Genomic DNA, 26,082 nt, shown 5'->3' with positions numbered 1-26,082 from the left:
CCCATTTTTGTCCGGAGACTTTGTGATGCAAAGTAACGTCGCGCTCAAGCCGGAAGCCGCCATCAGGCTCCATGTCGGCATCATCATGGATGGCAATGGCCGCTGGGCGACACGACGCGGCCTGTCGCGCCTGCGCGGACACGAGGCCGGCGTCGAGGCGATCCGCCGCATCGTCGAGGCCGCACCGGACCAGGGCGTCGGCACGCTGACGCTCTACGCCTTCTCGAGCGACAATTGGCGCCGTCCGAAGGCCGAGGTCGCGGCGCTGATGGGGCTGCTGCGGTTCTATCTCGCCAACGAGATCGCCGCGCTCGTGCGCAACGGCGTTCGCCTCACCGTGATCGGCCGCCGCGACCGGCTGCCCGACGGCATCGCCGCAGCGATCACGCGCGCGGAGGCCGAGACCGCCGGCGGCACCACGCTGCATCTGCGCATCGCGATCGATTATTCGGCGCGCGACGCCATCCTGAACGCCGCCGCACGCGCGGCCGGCGCCGGCGAGCTGAGCCGCGAGACTTTCGCCGATCTCATCACCGGCGAGGCCGGCCTGCGCGACGTCGACCTGATCATCCGCACCTCGGGCGAGAAACGGCTGTCGGACTTCCTGCTCTGGGAGGGCGCTTATGCCGAGCTGCATTTCACCGAGCGGATGTGGCCCGAATTCGATGCCGACGATCTCGCCGACGCACTCGGCTCCTTCCATCGCCGCGAGCGCCGCTTCGGCGGACTGACCGCGATCGCGCCGGCGGAGGTGCCGAACCTCTAGCGCGTCAAGCCGCGCCAACTGCTCTCTTCCTAAAGCCCGGCCGGGGGGGTTGGGCTTTTTCTCTCACAAGATGCGGGGACGAACGATCACGCCAACCAAAGCGGGAGCGATCATCCATGCGCATTCTTCTCATCAACGTGCCGCATCCGGCGATCGGCAGCCGGATCCCCGACGACCATCTGCCGCCACTCGGTCTGCTGTCGATCGGCGGGCCGCTGATCGATGACGGCCACGACGTCGGTCTTATCGATGCCGAGTTCGGACCGATGCCGGTCGAAGCCATCGTGGCGGAGGCATCGAGATCTGCACCGGATGCGGTGCTGTTCGGCCATTCCGGCTCGACGTCGGGCCATCCTGTTATCGCCGAGGTGGCGCAGGCGATCGTCAAGGCTGTGCCCGGTGTCCGGATCGTCTATGGCGGCGTGTTTCCGACCTACCACTGGCGCGACATCCTGCGCGAGGAGCGCTACGTCACCGCGATCGTGCGCGGCGAGGGCGAAGAAACCGTGCGGCGTTTGATGCGGGCGCTGGAGGCCGGCGAGGATCTCCGCATCATCAACGGCATCGCATTCCGCGACGATTATGGGCCGCGCGTGACGCCGCCTGCGCCTGTTATCCGTGACCTCGATGCCTATCGCATCGGCTGGGAATTGATCGATCACGCGCGGTACAGCTATTGGGGCGGCCTGCGCGCCGTCGTTGTGCAATTCTCGCGCGGCTGTCCGCATCTCTGCAATTACTGCGGCCAGCGCGGCTTCTGGACGCGATGGCGGCACCGCGATCCCGTGCGGTTTGCGAAGGAGCTGGCGCGGCTCCATCGCGAGCACGGCGTCAAAGTGATCAATTTCGCCGACGAGAACCCGACCGTCTCGAAGAAGGCGTGGCGGGCCTTTCTCGAGGCCTTGATCGCGGAGGATGTCGATCTGATCCTGGTCGGCTCGACCCGCGCCGACGACATCGTGCGCGATGCCGACATCCTGCATCTCTACAAGAAAGCCGGGTGGCAGCGCTTCCTGCTCGGCATGGAGAACACCGACGAGAAGACGCTGGAGCTGATCCGCAAGGGCGCGACCACCACGATCGATCGCGAGGCCATCCGTTTGATGCGCCGGCACGGCATCCTGTCGATGGCGACCTGGGTGGTCGGCTTCGAGGAGGAGACCGATCGCGATCATTGGCGCGGTCTCAGGCAGCTGTTGTCCTATGATCCCGATCAGATCCAGATGCTCTACGTCACGCCGCATCGCTGGACGCCCTATTTCCGTCTCGCGGCGGAGCGGCGCGTCATCCAGACCGATCGTAGGCTCTGGGACTACAAGCATCAGGTGCTGGCGACCCGGCACATGCCGCCATGGCGCGTGCTGCTCTGGTTCAAGTTCACCGAGATGGTGCTGCAATGCCGCCCGAAGGCGCTGCTCCGCGTGCTGCTTCACCGCGACGCCGGACTTCGCCACGCGATGCGCTGGTACACGCAGATGGGCCGCCGGGTCTGGCCGCACGAAATTCTCGGCTTCCTGCGCGACAAAAGACTGAAGCACGGACCGACGGTGCAGGAATTTTGGGGCGCGCCGCAGGATATGGAGGCGGAATCGATGTCGTCGCGCCGGCCCGAGCGTCGCGTCGGCACATCACGCGCAGCGCAAGTCGATACCGTCTTGCCGGGTTCTGGATAACTGGCGCTGATGACTGGACGCCTGAGTCATCGGCGCGATAATTTCCAGATCGGCTGCGCAGAACAAAAAGAACCGTGGCGGTCGAGGCGTCGAGTTGAGCATACAGGTTGCGATCTTAAAAATATTGGCTAGTCATTTCGGCGGCAGAGCCACCCTCAATTCACTTAAGCGCGACCTCGCAATCCTCTCATCGAGCGGCGACGATTGGCATGCGCGGATCAAACGTCTGGCATCGCGGGTCCCCGAACTCGATATCTTTAGCCATGGCTATGTGCTCCGTGACGTCGAAGGCTGGAAGATCACATCGGCCGGTCGCGAGTTCCTCCGCGCGCTGGAGGCGGTCACGCAAGACAATCTGCCGTCCGCGCCAGCGGCCGAGACCGCGATCCGCGCCGATGGCAAGCTGATCGTGGTCGGTCACCGCTTCAAAAGCCGGGTGCGGCCACAGCGTGATCCCGAACAGAGCACGTTGGCGCGCCGCCGGCCGATCCGCGAGCCGCATTGAACCTCACTGCGCTGCACGCGACCTACCTTCGGGACGTGGCTCCGGAGGTCGCAGATGGCTGCTTTGGCTCAATCGATCGCACGCGCGTTTCCGGCCAATTCGCTTCGAAGCAGCATCGCCCGGCATGTCCTGCTGTTTGCCGCCGCGGTGCTGTTCGTCGCGGCGCTCAGGGCGAGCTACGGCCTCGATCTCAGCGCCGGCTTCTTCTGAAGCATGATCCGGAAAAGTGCGAAGCGGTTTTCCGAAGAGATCTTGCTCAAAAAAGACCGCGCGACAAATTCTCCGGCGGCAGGTCGTATTGGGTTAACCGGACCGAGGTAGCTAGGCGCACGCTTTCCTTGCATCTCGAACCCAGGCCGGTTTTACATGGATAAGCCGATGCGCTGCCAGTGCGGCAGGACGCGAACCATTGTGCTCGACAAGCATTTCCGCACCGCGCTGATATGCCCAAAATGCGATGAGGTTCAGCTGGCCGGGCCGGCGAGGCCAGACGAGCGGCTGTTGACCGCACGCTGAAGGGCGACGAGATCGGGTTGAATCGTCATCGCGCTCTAGCTCGTTGTTTAAGCATGATCTTTCCGGAAAACCGCTTCGCACTTTTCCGGATCATGCTCTGCGCGGTCGTTTTCGGCGCCGAAACCCGCTAGGTTCCGTCTGACGAAACGGACCAAAGCGAAACCCGATGCCGCAGCCTGCCCATACCGCCGCCATCACCCTTGCCGACATACGCCGTGCCGCGGATGTGATCCGGGATGCGGTCATGGTCACGGCCTGCAATGAGAGCCGCACGCTGGGCGAGATCTGCGGCTGCCGCCTGTTCCTCAAATTCGAAAACCTGCAATTCACGGCGACCTTCAAGGAGCGCGGCGCGCTGAATCGCCTGCAGGCGCTGTCGCCCGAGGAACGCAAGCGCGGCGTGATCGCGATGTCGGCCGGCAATCACGCCCAGGGCGTGGCCTATCACGCCAAGCGGCTCGGCATCCCCGCCACCATCGTGATGCCTATCGGCACGCCAATGGTGAAGATCGAGAACACCAGGCGGCACGGCGCCGAGGTCATCATCACCGGGCAGACGCTGGAAGAATGCTTCGCGTTCGTCGGCTCGCATGCCGCACATAAGGGCCTGATCCTGATCCATCCCTATGACGATCCGCTGATCATCGCCGGTCAGGGCACGATCGGACTTGAAATGCTCGCGGCGGTGCCGGAGCTCGATATCCTGGTGGTGCCGATCGGCGGCGGCGGGCTGATCTCGGGCATCGCCACCGCCGCGAAAGCGCTGAAGCCGTCGATCCAGGTCGTCGGCGTGCAGGCCCAGCTCTATCCGTCAATGTACAATACGGTCAAAGGCGAGCAGCTGCCGATGCGCGGCGACACGCTCGCCGAGGGCATTGCGGTCAAGGCGCCCGGGCAGATCACCACGAAAATCGTCCGCCAGCTCGTCGACGACATCATCCTGGTCAGCGAGGACCAGATCGAGCGCGCGGTCGCGACCCTGATCTCGATCGAGAAGACGGTGGTCGAAGGCGCCGGCGCGGCCGGCCTCGCCGCCGTGCTCGCGGCACCGGCGCGCTTTGCCGGCCGCAATGTCGGCCTGGTGCTGACAGGCGGCAATATCGACACCAGGCTGATCGCCTCGGTCCTGACCCGCGAGCTCGCCCGCGAGGGACGGCTGACGCAGCTGGCGCTCGACATCGTCGACCGGCCCGGACAGCTCGCGGCGGTGTCGATCCTGCTTGCCGATGCCGGCGCCAATATCATCGAGGTCTCGCATCAGCGCACCTTCTCCGATCTTCCGGCGAAGGCGACGCTGCTCGAGCTCGTGATCGAAACGCGCGACCGCGCGCATCTGGAGGAGGTGCTGGCAAGGCTCGGCGCCGCCGGATTTGCCGTGCGGGAGAGTTAGCTGTCAGACTGCTTGACCGTCATCCTGAGGCGCGAGCGGAGCGAGCCTCGAAGGATGAATCGGCCACCAGCCGGGCCGTCGATCCTTCGAGACGCGCGCAAGTGCGCGCTCCTCAGGATGACGGATTTCAATGGGCGAACTAACCTTCGTCATCACCCGCCGCCAGCTCGGCGAGCTTCGCGATGGTGTTGATGTTGCGCGCGGTGCCCTTGGCGGCGGCGGGGATCTTCAGCTTCGAGCGGCCCATGCCGCTGCCATAGGCGACATAGATCTCGCGCTTGCCGAGCCTCACCTCTTCGTCCTGCCGGCCCTTGATGTCCTTCAAGGCGTCCTTCGGCGGTGGCTCGTCGAGGAAGATCGCGACAGTATAGTTCGGCGGCGCTTTCGGAAACGGATTGGCCTTCAGCACCGCGGCGATCTCGTCCGCGCTGCGGACGACGACGCCGACCGGCTTGCCGGCATAAGCCTGCAGCCGCCGCTCCAGCGCGGCCTTGACCTTGGCTGCGCCGAGCTTCGAGGGGAACACGACATTGCCGCTCGCGATATACGTCTGCGCGTCGGCAAATCCCTCGTCGACGCACATCGCCTTCAACTCGGTCATCGGCAGCTTGCCGGTGCCGCCGACATTAACCGCGCGCAACAGGGCGACGTAACGCGGCATCGACTAGCCGTCGGCTTTCTTCGTCGCGGGCTTCTTGGCCGGCGGCAGCTCTTCCATCGCCTTCTTCATGGCGCGGGCATAGGCGTCGGCGGCGTTCTCGGCCGAATTCTGCAACCGCTTGGCAGTCGCGGTTGCGTTCAGCATCGTGCTCTTGGCCAGGAAGCGGAAGCGCGCCTTGGCCTCCTTGTCCTTGGCCTTGGCCGCGCGCGCGACCCAGACGGCCTGATGTTTCTTGGCAGCCGCCATCACGGCCTTGGTCTGCGCTTTTGCGGTTTGCCGGATGACGGCGTCGAGGTCGGCTTCGGCCATTCAGATGCACTCATTGACTGGACATGCGCCGGAGCGGGCGCGGAGGGAGGGGAGCTACCCCTAGCGTAACCGGTGCCGTTTGAACATGCGATCCTTTTGCGATGTCCCCGCGGCTGCCGCCACGATCGGCGGCAGGCGTGCCGGTGGGCTGGCCGCCGGCGGCCGATGACATGCTCTACCGGGCGTGCGGTCCGGCATGATATAGCGGCGCAGCCCGGCCCAAGAGCCGCGCAGTCCGAACGAGGTTTCGATGCGAGCAATCAGCAGACGGAGCCTCCTTGCCCTGCTGGCGGCATCGCCTTCGCTTGCGGCGGCCGCCGCGGAGACGCTGAGCGTCGATGCCGGCGAAGGCCGCGTCACGCTCAATCGTTTTGCCTGCGGGCGTACCGGCAAGCGGCCGGCCGTGCTTGTCCTGCACGGCTCGCGCGGCTTCGACCTCAGGCCGCGGGCCTATGAACGTTATGCCAACGCGCTGACCGCAGACGGCATCGACGCCTATTACGTTCGCTACTACACGCCGGCCGACGAGCAGGCGCTCGAGACGATGCACACCAGCGATCGCCGCGAGGCCTACGAGAGCGGGCGTTTTGACGCCTGGGCTGCGCGCGTCTCGGCTGTGCTATCAGCGGTGCTATCGAGCGCGGACAGTTCCGGCCGGATCGGACTGCTCGGCTTCTCGCTCGGCGGCTACGTTGCCGCTGCTGCGGCGGTCCGCGACGCGCGGGTGTCCGCGCTGGCCGTGCTGTATGGCGGCGTGCCCGACAAGATTGCGCCCGAGGTCAAGCACCTGCCGCCGATGATCGAGTTGCACGGCGAGGCGGACCGCAACGTGCCGCTCGCCAAGGGTGAGGCGCTTGTCGGGCTTGGCAAGTCGGTCGGCGCCGAAGCGGAGATCGTCCGATATCCGGGCAAGGCGCACGGTTTCGATTTCGCGGACAATGATCCGATGACCGCTGATGCGGTCAGCCGTGTTGCCGGCTTCTTCCAGGCCCGCCTGAGCGCGGCTTGAGGCCGAGGGCCGTGCGCGGGGTGCGCTAGTCTCCTGACGACCCCGGCGGAACCTTCGCGCCGGCCAGCAGTCCGGCCAGCTCCACCTGCCGGCCGAGTCCGGTCTTGGCCAGCACCGCCTTGAGCTGGTTGCGCACCGTTTCGCGGGAGATGCCGAATGCGCCGGCGATTGCCTCGACGGTGCGTCCTTCGCCAATGCCGCGCGCAACGCGCGCCTCCGCTGGCGTCAGGTCGAACAGACCCTGCAGCACTTCCGCGGTCGGCACCTCGGCCGGCACCACCGGCGTCACGATCACGATCGCCGCCGCGCGGTCGAACAGGTCACGCGCCGCGCCGTGGATCGGGACGAGATGCACGATGAGCGGCGGCCGATCCTCCTGCGCCGCGATCGGCACCGAGCGCACCTCCACGCCGATCAGTCCCTGATCAAGCGCGGCCAGGGCCTGGGCGAACAGCGTGTCGGCAGTGGTCGCCGCCAACGTCAGGCGCTCGCCGCGATCCTGCATCACGTCGGGCACGAGGCGGTCGAACAGCGTGTTGGCCGCCATCAGGCGGCCGCCGCGCCGCAGCACTGCCGCGGGCAGGCCGAGCATCGCCAGCGATTCGGTTGCCGCCCTGGCGCGCTCCATCCCGAGCCGCGCCGACAGCAGCGCGGCGCGCGCCAGATGCGGCCGCAGCGCGTCGAGCTGCTCGATTGCTTCCCGCTCGATCGGTCCGTGCTGGTATTCGCGCTCGACGCTGTAGATCAGCACGTCGCCGCTCGGCACCGGGATCGCAGTACCGGCGCCCCATCCGAGCCCGCGCGGGCGGAAGAATTCGCGGATCTGGAAATCCTGCTGCACCTCCTCGGGCGTATCGAACACGTCGATGTCGCGCAGGAAGCCGGCATGGTTGGCCGCGAGCAGGCGCGGCAATCGCCCGTTGCGCTCGTGCCAGCCGCCCTCGACATAGGCCACCGTGTCGTCGTGCATGTCGGGGGATGCGACCCAGCGGACGTCGTGCGGGGCCGCCGTCAGCAGCACGATACCGCGCGCACGCGCGATCGCACCGACCTGATGCAGGACATTCGGCCACAATTCGGGGACGACCGCGGCCTCATAGGCCAATTCAATCAGATGTTCGTGCAGGTCGTTCGCCATCGGTCGTTCCAAAAACCGTTGTTGCCCAATAGATAAACCCGGCGACCCCGGAAATATTGCGTAAAGCAATTCAGTCCGAGCCACGAGTCCGGGTTATTCCGGTGCGCGTTCACGCGCATCAGGGGGAATTACGACATTTTCGCCGCTCTTCTTCGCGATTTTCGGGCGGGCGCGTGGGCCTCGCTCGGTCGGCTGCGACCCGGCGCGCGGCCGCCGGCGCCCGGACGACGAATTCGAAGGCCGATGCCAGGTCGGCGGGGTCAAGCCCAAGGCTTGATAGAGACTTGATGAAGACTCGATAATCAAGGCCTGACGATCATCGTCGCGTGTGGCGAAATCGAAGCTGCGTGACAGGCGGAAATATTCCGAAGCATCCCGAAACCTGATTGGCGTGGATTGACGCTACGCCAAGCCTGCCGGCGTCACACATTTGCAACGCTGCACGCGATCGTTCGAGCATGAACATCCTTTAATTTGTGTCCGCGCAATCCGTAGCGCCAGCTACGGCATGATCCGGAAAAGTGCGAAGCGGTTTTCCGAAAAAGATCATGCCTAGGGAGCGGCCTCAAGCGCGATGGCGATACAAACCTGGTCTCATCGCGCTTTGGGCAACCACCTCTGACATTCATGCGAGCCATCGTCGGCTCGGGGAGAGTCGATGATCAGCCGCAGGGCGCTTTCCGGATTGTTGATGACGCTGGTCGGCCCCTCGTCGCGGGCCGGCAACGACGGGCTGGCGCTGCGCCATTGCCAGGGATCATGCGCGAATGTCGACTTGCCGACCCTTGGCTACGATCAGTTCTGCCGGTCGTTGTTCGATATCGCAGCAAGCGGCAGGCTGCATGCGGTCGCAACCGGTTCGGAGATTCGCGCAGAGATGCGATCTCTGTTCCGGGCGCGGCGGCTTTATCGGCCGTCGCACGACGAGATCCGGGTTCTCTGGCGCGCGCCCGCGGATGGATTCTCGGTCGTGAAGATCGAGTTCGATCTGGAATGCGGCGTGCCGGTGCGCGGATGTCTTGGAATTCCCGACGGAGAATTCAAGGGATTGATCCTGCTTGGCCACGGCATGGCGAGCACGCCGGAGCGCTGCTTCGACGATACCGACAGGGACTACATGAACGCGCTCGGCAAACGGCTATGTCGGGACGGCTATGTCGTCTGGTGTCCTTACATCGTCCAGATCGGAAATCAGGAGAGCCAGAACAACATCGCAGCGATGCTGGCATCCCACGGTGTCTCCGCCCACAACGTGTCATGCGCATCGCTCGACGCCGGCGAAATTGTCTGCCGGAAGCTCACCGGCGCGTCGGGTTTGAACGTCGGCGTATACGGGGTGTCCTGGGGCGCCTTTCTCGCGCTCCATCTGGAAGCCGCTACGGGGCGGATGCGGCCGACCGTCGTCTCCGGATATATGCGCGACGAGAAGAGGTTTCTGACGTCGCCCGTGATCAGCAAGAATCTCGGCGTCGAACTTGCGGCTTACATTCATTTCAGCAACGGCCGCGCCAAGTACACCGGCGCAGAGCTGGCGTGCCTGCTCTGCCCGTGCCCGCTGTTTGTCGAGATCGGGAGCCGTGACGGTGCAAACGCCGTGGAACTTGGGCGCGATGAGAAGTTTTCGCAAATGCAGTCGATCTACGCATCGTCAGGCCATCCACATTTGATCGACATGGACGTCTTCGATGGCGCGCACGAGGTCAGCGGCAAGCGCGCGCGGCCATGGCTATCCGAACATCTGGCGTCGCCAGCCTATCAAGACACCGCTCGCTTGAAGAACGCCATCGCGCTGTGAGCGGCAGCCCGACCTCGTCTGTATCGAGGGTGCGCTCGCGTGGATCACATTGACGGGAGCTTTCGGCGCCGGCGGCATGCACTGAGCCGGTCCGCGCGGCCGCAATGGCTGTGTCATGGTGGCATTGCAGCGCTCTTGAAAGCTGGCTGTCGTCGGGATCGGCGCAACGATCGCGGTCGAGTTGCAGGATTGTCGGATTGGCCGCGTTATGATCTGCTGCAACGCACCTGCCCATCCTGACCTTCGGGTCTGAGGGAACTCGACGTCATATCCGTCTCGTAGCGTCTGTTGGTAGCCGAAGGGTTGGACTGCATGAGTGATACGGAACGCATGCTCGGTCGTTTGGCAGGGCTTCTCGTATCGGCGGGATTGGTGGCGGCGGGAGTATCAGCGGCCCATGCCCAGGCGGGACCGCCCGGGCCTCCTGCCGTGGGCGTGTTCGAGGCGGTGAAGCGGCCGGTCACCGAAACCAGTGAATTTCTCGGACGCATCGAGGCCCCCAACCGAGTCAACGTGGTGGCGCGCGTCACGGCATTCCTGGACAAGCGGAACTTTGTCGAGGGTGCCGAGGTCAAGGCCGGCGATCTCCTGTATCAACTCGAGCGCGGACCGTTCGAGGCCGATCTTGCATCGAAGAAGGCACAGGTGGCCCAATTGCAGGCGACGCTGGTCAACGCCAAGCTGACCACCGACCGCGCCAAGGCCCTGATGGGCGGTCCGGCCGGCCAGCAATCCAACGTTGATGCGGCGGTCGCCAACCAGCAGAGCCTCGAGGCGCAGGTGCAGGCCGCGCAGGCGCAGGTCGACCTGTCGCAGATCAATCTCGACTACACCATGATCCACTCGCCGATCGACGGCAGGATCGGACGCACCGCGGTGACCGAGGGCAACGTCGTGACGCCGAGCTCGGGAACCCTGACAACCATCGTCAGCCAGGACCCGATGTATGTCACGTTTCCCGTGCCCGTCCGCGAGGCGCTCGATTTGCGCGACCGCTATGCGACGCGCGGCGGCTTCAAGGCCGTCGTCATCCGCCTGCGGTTGCCGGACGGCCGGCTCTACGAGAAGACGGGTGAGCTGAACTTCGTCAACAACACGATCGCGCAGAATACCGACACCATCTCCCTGCGCGGCGTCATCCCCAACCCGTCAACATACACGTCCGTCGCCGCCGGCGGCTCGGTCCGCGAGCTGACCGACAATGAGTTCGTGACCGTTCTCCTCGAAGGCGTGCAGCCGGTCGAGGTGCTGGCGATCCCGCGTTCGGCGGTGCTGTCGGACCAGCAGGGTGAATATGTTTATGTCGTCGGCGCGGACAACAAGGCCGAGCAAAGGCGGATCCAGCTTGGGCAATCGACCGCAACGATCGCGGCGGTGACGAGCGGCATCTCGCTCGGCGACAAGGTGGTCGTCGAGGGATTGCAGAAGGTCAAACCGGGCGAGGTGGTGGCGCCGGGGCCTGTTAGCGCGCTGATCCAGTCGAGCATGAAGGTTTCGGCGGACGGCGGCGCCAGCAGCACGCCGAAATCGACGGGCAATAATCCATGATTTCCGCTGTCTTCGTCGATCGTCCGCGGCTCGCGATCGTCATCGCGTTCGTGATCACGATCGCGGGCGCGCTGGCGCTGATGCAGATTCCGGTCGCCCAGTTCCCGGACATCGTGCCGCCGCAGGTCACGGTCTCCGCCGTGTTCCCCGGCGCATCGGCTGAAGTGGTGGAATCGAGCGTCGCCCAGCCGCTGGAAGCGCAGGTCGTGGGCGTCGACAAGATGCTCTACATGAAGTCGACCAGCGGCAATGACGGCAGCTACACGCTGACGGTCTCCTTCGCGCTCGGCACCGACCCCGATATCAACACCGTCAACGTCAACAATCGCGTGCAGAGCGCGCTCGCGCAATTGCCGACCGAGGTGCAGGCGCAGGGCCTGACCGTGCAGAAGAAATCCTCGGCGGTGCTGCAATTCATCGTGCTGTACAGCAAGAGCGGCGAGCAGGACCCGCTGTTCATCACCAACTACGCGATCATCAACGTGCTGGATGCGATCTCGCGCACGCCGGGCGTCGGACAGGCCTCGCTGTTCGCGAAGCTGAACTACTCGATGCGGATCTGGTTCGACACCCAGCGCCTGACCAGCCTCAATCTGGCGCCGTCGGACGTGATCGCCGCGATCCGGGCGCAAAGCGTGCAGGCGCCGGTCGGCCGCATCGGCGCACGTCCGATCAGCAATGACCAGCAGTTCCAGTTCAATGTGCAGACGCAGGGCCGCCTGACGACATCCAAGCAGTTCGGCGACATCGTGCTGCGGGCCAATCCGGATGGATCGGTGCTGCGGATCAGGGACGTTGCTCGCGTCGAGATCGGCGCGCAGAACATGGATTCGGAGTCGCGGATCGACGGCAATCCCGGCGTGCCGATGGGCATCTATCTCGCGCCCGGCGCCAATGCCGTGACCACGGCCAAGGCGGTGCAGGCCACGCTTGCGCGGCTGTCAGAGCGGTTTCCGCCGGGGCTGACTTATCTCGTGCAGTACGACTCCACCACCTTCGTGTCCGATACGATCAAGGAAGTGATGAAGACGCTCGGCGAGGCCTTCGTGCTCGTCGTGATCGTGGTGTTCCTGTTCCTCGGCAATCTGCGCGCCACGGTGATCCCGGCGGTCGCGGTTCCGGTCAGCCTGATCGGCGCCTTCGCGGTGCTGCTGGCGCTCGGCTATTCCGCCAATACGGTGTCGCTGCTGGCGATGGTGCTTGCGATCGGCATCGTGGTCGACGACGCCATCGTCGTGGTCGAGAACGTCGAGCGGGTCATGGAGGAGGAGCCGGAGCTGTCGCCGGCCGACGCCACCAAGAAGGCGATGGCGCAGATCACCGCGCCGATCATCGCGATCTCGCTGGTGCTGCTCTCGGTGTTCGTGCCGATCGCGTTCATCCCGGGCATTTCCGGCACGCTGTTCCGCCAGTTCGCGGTGACGATCAGCGCCGCGATGGTGATCTCGGCATTGAATGCGCTGACCTTGTCGCCGGCACTGTGCGCCGTGTTCCTGCGCCATGGCGGACCGCGCCGCGGCATCATGGGACGGGTGCTCGGCAGCATCGACTGGGTGCGCGACCGCTACGCCGGCGTGGTGCAACGGCTGGTTCGTGTGGCGGTGCTGTCGCTGGTCGCGGTGCTGGTGTTTGCCGGCGCGGTGTTCGGCGTGTCGAAGATCACGCCGACCGGCTTCCTGCCCGAGGAGGATCAGGGCGCCTTCTTCATCGCGGTGCAATTGCCCGACGGCGCATCGGTGGCGCGCACCAGCGAGGTCACCAAGCAGGTCGAGGCGCTGTTGAAGAAGAATCCGGCGATCGACCATGTGCTGTCGATCATCGGCTTCTCGCTGCTCGACGGTGCCAGCGAGCCGAATTCGGCATTCATGGTGGCGCGCATGAAGGCGTTCGCCGATCGCAAGGCCGTCACCGACTCGGTGCAGGCGGCGATCGGGCAGACCTTCGTCGGGGGATCGCAGATCCGCCAGGCCTCGGTGCTGCCGTTCAACCTGCCGCCGATCATCGGGCTTTCGACCTCCGGCGGCTTCGAATATCAACTCGAGGCGCTGGAAGGGCAGGATCCGGCTTCGCTCAGCAGCGTGATGGGCGGGCTGATCGGCGCGGCGAACCGAAATCCAAATCTGGCCCGCGTGTTCTCGACCTTCACCGCGACCAACCCTTCGGTCTATCTCGATATCGATCGCGCCAAGGCGCAGGCGCTCGGCCTCAACATGGCGGACGTCTTCACCGCGCTGCAGGCCACGCTCGGCGGCATCTACGTCAACAACTTCAACCTGTTTGGCCGCACCTGGCAGGTCAATGTGCAGGGCGACGCGGCCAACCGCCGCGACATCCCCGACATCTGGCAGATCTATGTGCGCAACAGCGGCGGCGAGATGGTGCCGATCCGCTCGATCGCGTCCTTGCGGATCGTGACCGGTCCGCAGGTGATCACGCGCTACAACAATTATCGTTCGGTCACCGTGAACGGCAGCCCGGCGGCGGGCGTGTCCTCGGGCACCGCGATCGCGACGATGGCCGATCTCTCCAAGTCGACGCTGCCTTCGGGCTACTCCTATGAATGGACCGGCACCGCCTATCAGGAGCAGGCCGCCTCCGGCCAGACCGGCATCATCCTCGGGCTCGCGGTGCTGTTCGCCTATCTGTTCCTGGTGGCGCTGTATGAGAGCTGGACGATCCCGATTCCCGTGCTGCTGTCGGTCACGGTCGGCGTGTTCGGTTCCTATCTTGCGATCAAGCTCGCGGGTCTGAACCTCGATCTCTACGGCCAGATCGGCCTCGTGGTGCTGATCGCGCTCGCCGCCAAGAACGGCATTCTGATCGTCGAGTTCGCCAAGGAGCAGCGCGAGGCCGGCAGGCCGATCGCCGAAGCCGCGACGATGGGCGCGCAAATGCGCTTCCGCGCGGTCATGATGACCTCGATCGCCTTCATCCTCGGCCTGGTGCCGCTGGTGGTCGCGACCGGCGCTGCGGAAATCAGCCGCCGCGCGGTCGGCACCGCGGTGTTCGGCGGCATGCTCGCCGCAAGCTCGATCGGCATCTTCCTGGTGCCGATGCTCTTTGTCACCTTCCAAGGCTGGCGCGAGAGTGCCAAAAACCGCTTCGGTCGTCGAGGCAAGGCGGAACAGCCGGCGTCGCATTAGATCCAGCCTAATCCCATCGCGCATTAGCGGGACGCGTGAGGCGGGGCTATACTGCCTGCCTCATCGACGGAGTTCTGGATTGAGCGTTGCCTTCACCAAGGAAGAAAGTGCCGAGACCGCGTCTGAAACGCTGTTGCCGGATCGCCCTATTTCGCCGCATCCCAACCTGGTGACCGAAGCAGGACGCAAGGCACTGGAGCGTGAGTTCCAGGCGGCGCGCGAGGCCTTTGAGGCCGCGCAACAGCTGGACGACGTCAACGAACGGCGGCGGCAGTCGGCGGTTCCGCTACGCGACGTGCGCTATCTCACGGAGCGGCTCCGCACCGCGCAGGTCGTGCCTGACCCTGCTTCCACCGAAACCGTTGCCTTCGGCAGCACGGTGACGTTCAGCCGCGCCGACGGGCGGGTGCAGACCTATCGCATCGTCGGCGAGGACGAAGCCGATCCAAAGGCAGGCTCGATTTCCTTTGTCTCGCCGGTGGCGAGGTCGCTGATGGGCAAGGCCGTGGGCGACGTCGCAGGCGCCGGCGATCAGGAGTTGGAGATCGTTGCGATCGCTTAGAAAGTGATGGGATTAGATTGAATGGCGGTCGCAAGGGCGGTGCGCCCCCTCGCCCCGTAACTACGAGGAGAGGGTTGGGGTGAGGGGCTGCCTCCGCACACACGGAGACAGATACTCTCGCGGAGACTCCCCCTCGCCCGGAACGCATCTGCCGATGCGTTCCGACCTCTCCCCGCACGCGGGGCGAGGTGAACCGGAGTCCGCCGCTCGATTCGGAGCAAAGTGATCACGCCGCCGGCAGGGCAAGCCGCTCGATGGTTTGAATATGCCGCGCCAGCAGGCTGCAGGCCTGTTCGATGTTGCGCGCGCGCAGCGCCTGCAGGATCACGCGGTGATCCTGGCTCGGCCGCGGCCGCCAGCCGGCATTGCGCGCCATCGCGAACACCAGTCGCGAATTCGCAAGCTGCAGGCCGTCGAGGTTGGCAAGCAGTCGCGGCATCGCGCACGGCGCCACCAGCGCATGATGAAAGGCGCGATTGGCCATCTCGAAATCCTGCACCGTCTCGGCATTGTCGCCTTCGATCATGGCGAGTTCGATCCGTGCCAGATGGGCCGATGTGAGCCTGGGGGCGGCATTGCGCAACGCGACCACTTCGAGCGCGGCGCGCATCTCGGCGATCTCCTTCACCGATCTGGTGTCGAGCGGCGCGACCCGCACCCCGCGACGGGGCACCGCAACGACGAGGTGCTGCGCCTCCAATTGCCTGAAGGCCTCGCGCACCGGGACGTGGCTCGAGTGGAATTCGCGCGCGACATGGTCCTGCCGCAGCGGCGCGTCCGGCAGCAACTCGCCGCTGATGATGCGCTCGCCGATCGCCTCGGCGATGCGCCCCGCGGTGGTCGTGTTCTCACCTTCGTTCGTCATAGATTATCTATCGTAAAAACGGGTGCGCGTTCGTCCGGGCTCGGCTAGCATCGTTCTAAGTCCAAATATCATAGATAATATGTCAGATTATCTATGATCTATAGCAAACGAGAAGGCAAGCTCTATGGTTGATGTCGTGGAGATCGAACGGACCGACAGCCGCACCAGTGCAGCGCCCCGCAAGACCTGGGAGCGTGCCGAGGCTGAAGCACTCTATAACCTGCCGTTTGCGGACCTGATGTTTCAGGCGCAAGGCGTGCATCGCGCCAACTTCAATCCGAACCACGTCGAAACCGCGAGCCTGCTCAGCATCAAGACCGGCGGCTGCCCGGAAGACTGCGGCTACTGCTCGCAGAGCGCGCATTACGATACCGGCCTGAAGGCCACTCGCCTGATGCCGCGGGAGGAAGTGGTCGCGGTCGCGCAGCGCGCCAAGGATGCCGGCGCAACCCGCTTCTGCATGGCTGCGGCCTGGCGCAGCCCGAAGGATCGCGATCTCGATCAGGTCTGCGACATGGTCAGCGCGGTGAAGGGCCTCGGCATGGAAACCTGCGTCACGCTCGGCATGCTGACGCCAAAGCAGGCCGAGCGTCTCTCCGACGCCGGGCTCGATTTCTACAACCACAACGTCGACACCTCGCCGGAGTTCTACGACAAGATCATCACCACCCGCACCCTGCAGGATCGCATCGATACGCTCGCGCATGTGCGCGACGCCGGCATCAAGGTCTGCTGCGGCGGCATTATCGGCATGGGTGAACAGGTCGATGACCGGCTTGGCATGCTGATGCTGCTTGCTAGTCTCCCCAGCCATCCGGAGAGCGTGCCGATCAATCTGTGGAACGAGGTCAAGGGCGTGCCGGTCAACGACACCGCGGAACGGCCCGATCCGATCGCGCTGGTGCGTCTGGTCGCCACCGCGCGGATCATGATGCCGAAGAGCGTGGTGCGGCTGTCGGCCGGACGGCAATACATGACCGACGAGTTGCAGGCGATGTGCTTCCTTGCCGGCGCGAATTCGATCTTCATCGGCGATGTGCTGCTGACCACCAGGAACCCGCAGCGCGATCGCGACGCCAATCTGCTGGACCGGCTCGGCATCAACTCCGCCCTCGCCTAAGCGCGCCTCCGGCACGCGCGCGGTGGGATTCGCCGCGCGACCAACGACAAATCTGAGAGAGAAGCATGAGCGCAATCCATGCGGCCAAGGTCGCTGATTACGCCGCGGCCTTGCACGCCCTGAGCAAGGACGATCGGCTGCGCGGTCTCAAGCCGCGCGCGGGCATCGATTTCGTCTCGAACGACTATCTGGCGCTCGCGAGCGCGCCGCGCATCAAGCAGGCGGTCGCGGCCGCGCTCGAGGCCGGCACGCCGATCGGCGCCGGCGGGTCGCGGCTGCTGCGCGGCAATTGCGAGGAGCACGAACGGCTGGAGGCCGAAGCCGCCGCGTTCTTTAGAGCCGAGACGGCGCTGTTCTTTGGCGGCGGCTACGTCGCCAATTTCGCCGTGCTGACGACGCTGCCGCAGCGCGGCGACCTCCTGGTGCTCGATTCTCTCGTGCACGCCAGCATCCATGAAGGCGCGCGGGCCGGCCGGGCCGAATTCCGGATCAGCGCGCACAACGATCCCGGGTCGGTCGAAGACACTATTCGCGGCTGGCGCGCCGAGGGTGGCACGGGCCGGGTCTGGATCGTGGTCGAAAGCGTCTACAGCATGGACGGCGACGTCGCGCCGCTCGGCGACCTCGTCGCCATCGCGGACCGGCACGACGCGTTTCTGGTGGTGGACGAGGCGCACGGCACCGGCGTCTATGGCGAGCAGGGGCGCGGGCTGACGGCGTCCTATGAGGGGCGCGAGAACCTCGTGATCGTTCATACCTGCGGCAAGGCGCTGGGTGCCGCCGGTGCGCTGGTCACGGCCTCGACCGTGCTGCGCGACTTCATGGTCAATCGCTGCCGCCCGTTCATCTTCGCCACCGCGCCGTCGCCGCTTGTGGCCGTTGCCGTGCGTGAGGCGCTGCTGATCCTGCAGCAGGAGCCCGAGCATCAGCAGCGCCTGGCAAAACTGGTCGCGTTCACGCATCGCGAGCTCGACCTGCGTGGTTGGCACAGCCCGTCGCGCTCGCAGATCGTGCCCTACATCGTCGGCGACAATGCGCGCGCCATGCAGCTGGCATCAGCGCTGCAGGCGCGCGGCTTCGACATCAGAGGCATCAGGCCGCCGACCGTGCCGGCGGGCACCGCGCGGTTGCGGATTGCGCTGACGCTCAATGTCGGAGAGGACGACGTGCGCGCTCTGCTCGATGCGCTGGTCGAGGAGACGAAAGGCTGGTCGCGATGAGCTGCCGGATCGTGGTGACCGGCACCGATACTGGGATCGGGAAGACGGTGTTCTCCGCGGGCCTCGCCGGTTTCCTCGGCGCGCGCTACTGGAAGCCGGTTCAGGCCGGCATCGAGGAGGAAACCGATGCGCAACTGGTCGCACGGCTTGGCGGGCTCCCGGCGGATCGCATCGTGCCGGAGCGATACCGGCTTCGAACGCCGGCTTCGCCGCATCAGTCCGCCGCACTCGACGGCGTGCGCATCGATCCTGCCGCGCTCGACGTGCCCGATGTCAGGGACCGGCCGCTGGTGATCGAGGGCGCCGGCGGGCTGATGGTGCCGCTCGACGGCAGCACGCTCTATATCGACGTCTTCGCGCGATGGCACCTTCCGATCGTGCTCTGCGCCCGCACCGCGCTCGGCACCATCAATCACTCGCTGTTGTCGGTCGAGGCATTGCGCAAGCGCGGGATCGACATTCTCGGGATCGCATTTGTCGGCGAGAGCAATCCCGAGAGCGAGCGCGCGATTTGCGAGATCGGGCAGGTGCGACGGCTGGGCCGGTTGCCCTGGCTTGCTGCGCTTGCGGCAGACACGCTGCAGGCAGCGTTCAAGGCGTCGTTCCGGCGGGAAGATTTCAATCCATGACATCCGCTCGGAAGTCGCCGATCTGGCACCCGTTCACCCAGCACGCGCTGCACGGCGAGATGACGAGAATCGTGCGCGGGGAGGGTGCCTATCTCTACACCGCGGATGATCGTCGCATCATCGATGCGATCGCATCCTGGTGGGTCGTGACCCACGGTCATTGCCATCCGCACATCGTGCGCGCGATCCAGGACCAGGCGGAGCAGCTCAACCAGATCATCTTCGCGGGCCATACCCACGATCCGGCCGAACAGGTCGCCGCGCAACTCCTGAAGCTGGCGCCCGATGGGCTCGATTACGTGTTCTTCTCCGACTCTGGCTCGACCAGCGTGGAAGTGGCGCTGAAGATGGCGCTCGGCTACTGGCATAATATCGGCGCGACGCGCACCCGCATCATCGTGATGGAGCATTCCTACCATGGCGACACGGTCGGGACGATGTCGGTCGGCGCGCGCGGCGTCTTCAACAGGGCTTACGAGCCGCTGCTGTTCGACGTCGCGTCGATTCCGTTTCCGGCACCCGGCCGTGAACAGGCGACACTCGACGCGCTCGAAGCCGCGTGCAGGACGGAATCCGCGGCAGCGTTCATTGTCGAACCGCTGATCCTGGGTGCGGGCGGGATGCTGATGTATCCGCCCTGCGTGCTGAAGGAAATGAAACGCATCTGCGCAGCCTCAAACGTGGTCTTCATCGCCGACGAGGTCATGACCGGCTGGGGCCGCACCGGCACATTGTTCGCGTGCGAGCAGGCCGACATCACGCCGGATATCGCCTGCTATTCGAAGGGCCTCACCGGCGGTTCGCTGCCGCTCGCGGTGACGCTCTGCCGGGCCGAGATCTACGACGCGCATTATTCCAGCGATCGTTCCCGCACCTTCTTCCATTCCAGCTCCTACACGGCGAATCCGATCGCCTGCGCCGCCGCAAAAGCAAACCTCGAGCTCTGGCAACACGGCGCGGGCGCGCGCGTCGCTGCGGTGGCTGCGATGCAGGAGCGCCTGATCGCACCGTTCCGCGCCGACGCGCGCTTCGAGAACGTCCGTCGCACCGGGACCATCACCGCGCTTGATCTGAAGGCAGTAGATGCGGGCTATCTCGCCGGCATCGGCCCAAAGCTTCAGGCCTTCTTCGCGCGCCGCAATCTGCTGCTGCGGCCGCTCGGCAACACGATCTACGTCATGCCGCCCTACTGCGTCACGGAGGCGGATCTCGAGGAGATCTACGACGGGATCAGGTGTGCGGCCGACGAACTGGCTTGAGGACGCGTTTCGCGCCCGATAGTCCAGGATTAATGAATGCATCGCGTGCCGTTGTGCCTGCGATGGGGTCTCATACGACATCGGCGTGCCCTTGCAGGCACGCCGATGAATTCGATCATGAGTGTTGTTGTGGCGCCGGATGCGGCCTCGCAGCGGGATGTGGCCGTGGTGCCGGATGAGGCCGCGGCGCCGGTCGTGATACCTGCGGCGGCGCGGGCCGACGCACAACCGCTTGCGCGACGCGCGGTGCCGGCGGATGCGCAACTGCGCGTGCCTGCGGCGGTGCATGCTGCACGAGCTGCGGTCTTGACGCCGGCGGAGCGACGTGCGGCGCCGGTGCAGGATGTGCGCCTGCGCTGGGCAGAGCATGCGCAGTCGGCAAGGCGTGCCCCGGCGGCAACGCGTTCCCCGTCGGTAGAGCGTGTCCGGCCGGCGAAGCATTTGCCGTCGGCAGAGCGTGTCCTGGCGTCGGAGCATTCCCCGTCGGGAGAGCATGTCCCGTTGGCAAGGCGTGCTCGGCCGTGGGTTGCGCATGTCGGGGCGGCGGCGCCGCGATCGGCTTGCCTGGGCGCGCGGCCACCACGCCGGCGCCGCTGAACCGCGCTGCGTGCGCGGTCGCGGCGACCGCCGGATGACCATGGTTGTTGGCGAGCGTCAGCGCCGGATTCTTCATCGCCGCCTCCGCGTGTCGCGTCTGCTCGCCGGTCGCGGTCACGTGGTGCTCGCCCTGGGCCGCGAGTTGCTGCGGCGTCGGCTTCACCGCGGTCCCGCCGGTGCCGCCGTTGTAGCTGACGTTGGTCGTGTTGTTGACGACGGTCTTGTTGTAGACGTTGGTGACCGAGACATTCGAGATGTTGTTGACGGAGCTGTTGTAGAAGAAGCTGCCGCCGCGCCAGTAGCCACCCTCATAGCCGACGCCGGTGTAGCCGAAGCCATAAGAGATGCCGCCGTAGAAGCCGACCGTCGCGCCCCAGTATCCGGCGTGGAAGGCGTAGGCGCCGTCGCTCCAGCCCCAATAGCCGGGTGTCCATAGCAATTCAGGCGCCGGCGGACGCACCCATGTGCCGGGCACCCAGTAGTAACCGGTATCGTCGTTCCATGCCCAATAGCCCGGAGTCCAGATGTAGCCGGGCGCGGGGATCGGCGGCTGGACATAGACCGGCAATGGCGGCGGCGCCGCATTGACGGTGATGCCGATGGCAAGCTGCGCGCGCGCTGGCGCGGGCGGTGAGAAACAGCAGAGGCTGAGAGCCAAGGCGAAAGGCAGTCCGGCGATGCGGCGCATGGCAGATACTCCAATCTTCTTCCCCCAGCGTTGGAGTCGAATAGTGGCGGCGACATGAACCCGTTGTGAATGTTTGTGCTGACACCGTGATTTCGAGATCGCGCGACGGCGGGATCGTTAACGACGGCGAATGCAAGTCAGCTCGGTGTCAGGATGGAACGCGATCGTGCGGTCTCGTCAGCTTCATCACTGCGCCAAATAGTCGAATTTTCGATTTGAATTGGACGACGACCCTCTGCGCGTCATCAATCGGTGCCCGGAGCATCCGGCTGCCAAAGGCCGGGCAGGGAGGTTTGGCATGGCGCGATCCGCCGACATCGACATCAACGCGGGCGCGCGCCTCGACAGGCTGCCGATCTGCGGATTCCACTGGCGCATCCTGGCCCTGATTGGCGCCGGCATGTTCCTCGATGCGTTCGATATCTATCTGGCCGGCGGCGTGCTGGGCGCCGTGCTCAAGGAAGGCTGGTCGACGCTCGAACTCAACGCCGCGTTCGTCTCCGCGACCTTCGTCGGGATGACGATCGGCGCGTGGTGCTCCGGCATCCTCGGCGATCGGTTCGGTCGCCGCTTCTCCTATCAGATGAACCTCGCGATCTTTGGCCTCGCGTCGATCGCCGCGGCCTTTGCGCCGAACATGATCGTCCTGATCGGCCTGCGTTTCATCATCGGCATTGGCCTCGGCGCGGAGATCGTGGTCGGCTATGCGACCTTGACGGAATTCGTGCCGGCTTCCTCGCGTGGGCGCTGGATCGGGCTGCTCGCCGTGATCACCAATTTCTCGCTGTTCGTATCCTCCATGGTCGGCCTGTGGGTGATCCCGACGCTTGGATGGCGCTACATGTTCGGCCTTGTCGGCTGCCTTGCGATGGTCGTCTGGTTTCTGCGCAAGTCGATGCCGGAATCGCCGCGCTGGCTCGCCGCCAATGGACGTGTCGATGAGGCCGAGAAGATCCTGTCGGCGATCGAAGCGGAGGCCGCGCGCAAGGCGGTACTTCCTGCCGTCGCTGCCCGCGCGCCGGCGCAGGAGTCTCCCGGCGCGGTCTGGCGTCTTTTCCAGCCTCCGTATCTCGCGCGCACGCTGCTCGGCAGCCTGTTGCACATCGTCGTCGGCTTCAGCCTCTACGGGTTCATCGGCTGGCTGCCGACCTTCATGGTCAAGGGCGGCCATAGCGTGGTTTCCTCGCTGGGCTACACCACGGTGATGGCGCTGGGCGGTCCGGTCGGATCGCTGATCGGGCTCGTGCTGGCGGACCGGCTCGGACGCAGGCTCTCGATCGTCTGTTCGTCGATTGCGGCAGCGGTGCTCGGTATCGCCTATCCATGCATGCCGGATGGTGTTGCGCTGGCAGTCGTGGGCTTCCTGCTGATCACGGCGATCTACGTGATGCTGGCGACCGGATTCGCGATGCACGTTCCCGAACTGTTTCCGACGCGGTATCGGCTTCGCGGCACGGCGATCTGCGCCACGTCCGGACGCATCGCGACCGCGCTGGTCCAGTACGTCGTGGTCGCGATCTTCGCCTGGCAGGGGCTGACCGGCGTGCTGACGACCCTGGCCGGCATCCTCGTCTTCCAGGCCGTGGTCTTTCTCGTGTTCGGTTTCGAGACCAAGGGACGATCTCTGGAGGACGCGGCGGCGGTCACGGACGCCGAGGCGGGAGAGCGGTCGTCGATGGCGCGGAGGCCGGCGGACCTCGGCGCCTAGTTCAGGTCGGAGCAGGCCGCCCTGATCCGGTCGCGGAGCCAGCCATTAGCATTGCTCTGATCGTATCTGCGGTGCCAGTACAACATCCAGTCGAACGGCGCGGACTCGAACGGCAATTCCTCCATCCTCAGATCGTCGTCCATCAGCACGGTCGCGAGGTGCCTCGGCATCACCGCGAGCAGATCGGTCTTCTTCAAGACGTGAGGCACGACCAGCCAATGCGGGACGTTCAGGGCGATGCGTCTTCGATGGCCGCGTTCGGCGAGCACGTCGTCGACGAAGCGAAGATCGGTCGGGCTCATCGAGACCTTCATGTGCTCCTGCGCGATGAAGTGCTCGAAGGTCAGCCGTGCGCGCTTGATCTGGTGTCCGCGTCGCATCAGGCAGACCATGCGGTCGCGGAGCAGCGTCTCGGAACGGATCGATGCGGAATGTTCGAGCCCCATGCTCACCGCGACGTCGATCTCGTCCCGCTCCAGCGCATCGATCGTCAGAGCAGGCGGCAGATGGATCGTATTGTAGGAGATCCGTGCGTCCTGCGGCCGCGCTGCGGCGAGTCGCGGCAGCAGCAGGCACGCGAGAATGTCCGACATCCTGATCGTGAAGGTGCGTTCCGTCCGGTTTGGATCGAAGCCGGCGTCGCTCGCCATCACACGCTCGACCTGGCGCAGGACCTGGCGCAATGGCTCCGCGAGTTCGGTGGCGCGGGGCGTCGGCTTCATCCCGGTCGTGGTCCGCACCAGGAGTTCGTCCTTGAACATCCCGCGCAACCGGTTGAGCGCATTGCTCATCGCCGGTTGACTGAGGCCGACGCGATCCGCCGCCTTGGTGACGTGACGCTCGGTCAGCAGTGCGTCCAGCGCGACGAGCAGATTGAGGTCGATGGATCGAAGGTTCATCCGTCATTCATATCGTGAATGACGAAAGATCACAAATCCATTTCATCCATGATGATGGAGGGCGTATCAATCGATTCCGACCAAGGAGGCATCAATGAGCTTTGAGACGATCAAGCACGACGTGAAGATCTGCATGTTCGACCAGTACGGCACGGTGGTCGACATGCAGGGCGGTCTGACCAGGGTCGCGGCGCCGTTCCTCGAGAAGAAGGGCTGGAAGGGTGACCCGAATTCCTTCGTCACATGGTGGCGTCGCACGCATTTCGAGAATTCGATGATCGATGCGCTGCTGCATCGCGAGCACACGCCCTATCGCGAGATCGGGCACCGCGCGGTTGCCCACGTGATGGACCGCGCGAAGATCGACTACACGATGGACGATGTGCGCTACCTCGTGGGCGAGATCGAGAAGCTGGTGCCGTTTCCGGAGGTGCCGGACGCGCTGGCGCGGCTGCAACGCAAGTACAAGCTCGTCGTGCTCTCGAACGGCGATCCCGACATGCTCGAGACCGCGAAGCAGTACCACAAGGTCCCGTTCGATCGCGTGATCTCGGTGACGGAGGCCAATTCGTTCAAACCGCATGTCGCGACCTATACGAAAGCGGCCGAGATCATGGGCGTGAAGCCCGAGCAGGTGCTGTTCGTGGCCAATCATGCCTTCGACTGCATCGGCGCCAAGTCCGCCGGCATGCGGACGGCCTTCATCGACCGGCGCAGCCGCCCGTTCGGCATCACGCCGCATCAGCCCGACATCCTGGTGCCGTCGATGAAGGACCTCGCCGATGCGATCGTCTGATCGCGAGCCGCTGTCGGGCATCAGGGTCCTCGACCTCTGCCGCGTGGTCTCCGGCCCGTTTGCCACGATGCAGCTCGGCGATCTCGGCGCCGACATCGTCAAGATCGAGGATCCCAGACAAGGCGACGAAAGCCGCCGTTACGGCCCGCCCTTCATCGGCGGCGAGAGTGCGTATTTCCTGTCGGTGAACCGCAACAAGCGAAGTTGCGCTATCGATCTGAAGTCGCCGGCGGGGCGCGACGCGGTGCTCCATCTTGCATCCGTCGCAGATGTCGTCATCGAGAACTTCCGTCCCGGTACGCTGGACAAATGGGGGCTCGGCTTCGACGCGCTGAGGGCCCGCAAGGACGACGTCATCCTGTGCAGCATCTCGGGGTTCGGGCGCACCGGCGCCGACGCCGCGCGCCCCGGCTACGATCTGATCCTTCAGGGCGAATCCGGCGTGATGGACATCACCGGCGATCCGGATGGGCCGCCGACCAAGGTCGGCACGTCGATCGCCGACCTCGTCACGGGCCTCTATGCGTCGCATTCGGTGCTGGCTGCCCTGATGCGGAAGAGCCGCACCGGCGAAGGCGGCCAGGTCGACGTCTCCATGCTCGACGCCATGGCATCGCTGCTGACGTTCAACGCCGGCATGTACTTCGCCTCGGGACAAAGCCCGAAGCGCCGCGGCAATGTCCATCCGACCATCAGCCCGTATGAACCGTTCGAAACCAGCGATGGCTGGATCAATGTCGGGGTCGCGAACGACAAGTTCTGGGCGGCCTTCTGCGACGTCATCGGCCGTTCGGAACTGCGCGAAGACATCCGCTTCGCAACCGCTCCGAAGCGCGCGGCGAGCCGCAACGAGCTCGTCGCGATCCTTTCGCCGATCTTCGCCCGGCGAAGCCGCGCCGACTGGCTGCAGGCGCTCGGCGCGGCTGGCATTCCGTGCGGCGCGATCAAGTCGGTCGGCGAGGTCTGCGAAACGCCGCAGCTCACGCAGCGGGGAATGGTCCAGACCATCAGCCATCCGGCCGCGGTAGATGTGAAGTTCATCGCGAGGCCGACGCGATTCGGCGACGTCCCGCCGCCGCCTTCGACGCCGCCGCCGATGCTCGGCGAACACACGAGCGAAGTGTTTGCGGAATGGCTCGGCTGGAGCGACGATCAGCTCGGGAGATTTGCCGACGAGGGCGCGTTCGGCGACCTCGGACGGACATTCGTGCGATCGTCGATGTGAGCGGCGCTGCGGCGGTCGCGCTGCGCCGCCGGGGTACGCCGCCCAACGTGCGGCGAAATGG

At 65.3% G+C, this 26,082-nt stretch carries 23 protein-coding genes; 17 read left to right on the top strand and 6 right to left on the bottom strand.

Annotated features, from left to right (window positions below; genetic code table 11):
- Positions 1-25 precede the first annotated feature (25 nt).
- The 5 genes from ACE10X_RS43465 to ACE10X_RS43445 all read left to right on the top strand — a co-directional run bounded on the left by ACE10X_RS43465 (position 26) and on the right by ACE10X_RS43445 (position 4,850).
- Complete coding sequence (locus ACE10X_RS43465) at positions 26-766, top strand: di-trans,poly-cis-decaprenylcistransferase (RefSeq protein ID WP_018269238.1); 741 nt, start codon at positions 26-28, stop codon at positions 764-766.
- Between the two features lie 116 nt (positions 767-882).
- Entirely contained in the window at positions 883-2,439 is a 1,557-nt protein-coding gene (gene bchE, locus ACE10X_RS43460) for a magnesium-protoporphyrin IX monomethyl ester anaerobic oxidative cyclase (RefSeq protein ID WP_038382546.1), read from the top strand.
- A gap of 94 nt (positions 2,440-2,533) precedes the next feature.
- Positions 2,534-2,944 carry an aminoacyl-tRNA deacylase gene (locus ACE10X_RS43455; protein ID WP_244435693.1) on the top strand — a complete coding sequence of 137 codons (411 nt, stop codon included), beginning with the start codon at positions 2,534-2,536 and terminating at the stop codon, positions 2,942-2,944.
- Positions 2,945-2,998: 54 nt separating this feature from the next.
- Positions 2,999-3,154: a response regulator gene (locus ACE10X_RS43450; RefSeq protein WP_162832404.1), complete on the top strand. Its 156-nt coding sequence runs from the start codon at positions 2,999-3,001 to the stop codon at positions 3,152-3,154.
- 472 nt (positions 3,155-3,626) lie between these two features.
- Positions 3,627-4,850, top strand: coding sequence for a threonine ammonia-lyase (locus ACE10X_RS43445; RefSeq protein WP_038382544.1), 1,224 nt, complete (start codon positions 3,627-3,629; stop codon positions 4,848-4,850).
- A 139-nt stretch (positions 4,851-4,989) separates the two neighbouring features.
- Here the strand turns inward: ACE10X_RS43445 and ACE10X_RS43440 are convergent, their stop codons facing one another.
- Together ACE10X_RS43440 and ACE10X_RS43435 are read right to left on the bottom strand one after the other, a co-directional pair.
- Positions 4,990-5,511 (bottom strand): DUF1697 domain-containing protein, encoded by a 522-nt coding sequence (locus ACE10X_RS43440; protein ID WP_038382543.1) that lies wholly within the window; start codon positions 5,509-5,511, stop codon positions 4,990-4,992.
- A 3-nt stretch (positions 5,512-5,514) separates the two neighbouring features.
- Positions 5,515-5,820, bottom strand: a complete 306-nt coding sequence (locus ACE10X_RS43435; protein ID WP_051002729.1) for a hypothetical protein — start codon at positions 5,818-5,820, stop codon at positions 5,515-5,517.
- Positions 5,821-6,070: 250 nt separating this feature from the next.
- Here ACE10X_RS43435 and ACE10X_RS43430 point away from each other — a divergent pair, with 250 nt between their 5' ends.
- The gene (locus ACE10X_RS43430; protein ID WP_304557376.1) at positions 6,071-6,829 is read left to right on the top strand and encodes a dienelactone hydrolase family protein; all 759 of its coding nucleotides are present in this window, start codon (positions 6,071-6,073) and stop codon (positions 6,827-6,829) included.
- Positions 6,830-6,854: 25 nt separating this feature from the next.
- On the opposite strand, the gene ACE10X_RS43425 is transcribed toward ACE10X_RS43430, so the two are convergent.
- Complete coding sequence (locus ACE10X_RS43425) at positions 6,855-7,967, bottom strand: helix-turn-helix transcriptional regulator (RefSeq protein WP_038382539.1); 1,113 nt, start codon at positions 7,965-7,967, stop codon at positions 6,855-6,857.
- A gap of 658 nt (positions 7,968-8,625) precedes the next feature.
- Between ACE10X_RS43425 and ACE10X_RS43420 the strand changes: the two genes are divergently transcribed.
- From ACE10X_RS43420 to greA, 4 genes are all read left to right on the top strand, one after another.
- On the top strand, positions 8,626-9,762 hold the full coding sequence (locus ACE10X_RS43420) for a hypothetical protein (RefSeq protein WP_038382538.1): 1,137 nt from the start codon (positions 8,626-8,628) through the stop codon (positions 9,760-9,762).
- Positions 9,763-10,074: 312 nt separating this feature from the next.
- Complete coding sequence (locus tag ACE10X_RS43415; protein WP_244435692.1) at positions 10,075-11,310, top strand: efflux RND transporter periplasmic adaptor subunit; 1,236 nt, start codon at positions 10,075-10,077, stop codon at positions 11,308-11,310.
- Positions 11,307-14,453 carry an efflux RND transporter permease subunit gene (locus ACE10X_RS43410; protein ID WP_038382536.1) on the top strand — a complete coding sequence of 1,049 codons (3,147 nt, stop codon included), beginning with the start codon at positions 11,307-11,309 and terminating at the stop codon, positions 14,451-14,453. The genes ACE10X_RS43415 and ACE10X_RS43410 overlap by 4 nt, the downstream gene beginning before the upstream one ends.
- 79 nt (positions 14,454-14,532) lie before the next feature.
- Complete coding sequence (gene greA / locus ACE10X_RS43405) at positions 14,533-15,015, top strand: transcription elongation factor GreA (RefSeq protein WP_038382535.1); 483 nt, start codon at positions 14,533-14,535, stop codon at positions 15,013-15,015.
- Positions 15,016-15,241: 226 nt separating this feature from the next.
- On the opposite strand, the gene ACE10X_RS43400 is transcribed toward greA, so the two are convergent.
- Complete coding sequence (locus tag ACE10X_RS43400) at positions 15,242-15,880, bottom strand: GntR family transcriptional regulator (protein WP_038382534.1); 639 nt, start codon at positions 15,878-15,880, stop codon at positions 15,242-15,244.
- A gap of 124 nt (positions 15,881-16,004) precedes the next feature.
- On the opposite strand from ACE10X_RS43400, the gene bioB reads away from it, so the two are divergent.
- From bioB to ACE10X_RS43380, 4 genes are all read left to right on the top strand, one after another.
- Positions 16,005-17,000 carry a biotin synthase BioB gene (gene bioB, locus ACE10X_RS43395; protein ID WP_375763861.1) on the top strand — a complete coding sequence of 332 codons (996 nt, stop codon included), beginning with the start codon at positions 16,005-16,007 and terminating at the stop codon, positions 16,998-17,000.
- A 65-nt stretch (positions 17,001-17,065) separates the two neighbouring features.
- A complete protein-coding gene (locus tag ACE10X_RS43390; protein ID WP_038382532.1) occupies positions 17,066-18,220 on the top strand; it encodes an 8-amino-7-oxononanoate synthase in 1,155 nt (384 codons plus the stop codon).
- A complete protein-coding gene (gene bioD, locus ACE10X_RS43385; RefSeq protein WP_038382531.1) occupies positions 18,217-18,849 on the top strand; it encodes a dethiobiotin synthase in 633 nt (210 codons plus the stop codon). Before ACE10X_RS43390 ends, bioD begins: the two co-directional genes overlap by 4 nt.
- Entirely contained in the window at positions 18,846-20,108 is a 1,263-nt protein-coding gene (locus ACE10X_RS43380) for an adenosylmethionine--8-amino-7-oxononanoate transaminase (protein ID WP_038382530.1), read from the top strand. The genes bioD and ACE10X_RS43380 overlap by 4 nt, the downstream gene beginning before the upstream one ends.
- 115 nt (positions 20,109-20,223) lie before the next feature.
- Here ACE10X_RS43380 and ACE10X_RS43375 read toward each other — a convergent pair whose 3' ends face one another.
- Positions 20,224-21,393, bottom strand: a complete 1,170-nt coding sequence (locus ACE10X_RS43375; RefSeq protein WP_375763860.1) for a hypothetical protein — start codon at positions 21,391-21,393, stop codon at positions 20,224-20,226.
- Between the two features lie 298 nt (positions 21,394-21,691).
- Between ACE10X_RS43375 and ACE10X_RS43370 the strand changes: the two genes are divergently transcribed.
- Positions 21,692-23,101: an MFS transporter gene (locus tag ACE10X_RS43370; RefSeq protein WP_038382529.1), complete on the top strand. Its 1,410-nt coding sequence runs from the start codon at positions 21,692-21,694 to the stop codon at positions 23,099-23,101.
- On the opposite strand, the gene ACE10X_RS43365 is transcribed toward ACE10X_RS43370, so the two are convergent.
- Positions 23,098-24,000, bottom strand: coding sequence for a LysR family transcriptional regulator (locus tag ACE10X_RS43365; protein WP_038382528.1), 903 nt, complete (start codon positions 23,998-24,000; stop codon positions 23,098-23,100). The genes ACE10X_RS43370 and ACE10X_RS43365 overlap by 4 nt on opposite strands.
- Before the next feature lie 94 nt (positions 24,001-24,094).
- Between ACE10X_RS43365 and ACE10X_RS43360 the strand changes: the two genes are divergently transcribed.
- Positions 24,095-24,796, top strand: coding sequence for a haloacid dehalogenase type II (locus tag ACE10X_RS43360; protein ID WP_038382527.1), 702 nt, complete (start codon positions 24,095-24,097; stop codon positions 24,794-24,796).
- Positions 24,783-26,021: a CaiB/BaiF CoA transferase family protein gene (locus ACE10X_RS43355; protein ID WP_375763859.1), complete on the top strand. Its 1,239-nt coding sequence runs from the start codon at positions 24,783-24,785 to the stop codon at positions 26,019-26,021. Before ACE10X_RS43360 ends, ACE10X_RS43355 begins: the two co-directional genes overlap by 14 nt.
- Positions 26,022-26,082: the final 61 nt, after the last annotated feature.

Source organism: Bradyrhizobium sp. Pha-3 (genome assembly GCF_042258325.1).
GTDB classification, from domain to species: Bacteria; Pseudomonadota; Alphaproteobacteria; order Rhizobiales; family Xanthobacteraceae; genus Bradyrhizobium; species Bradyrhizobium elkanii.
Note: the sequence above shows the minus strand (reverse complement) of the source record. Positions and strands in the feature narration are given on the sequence as shown.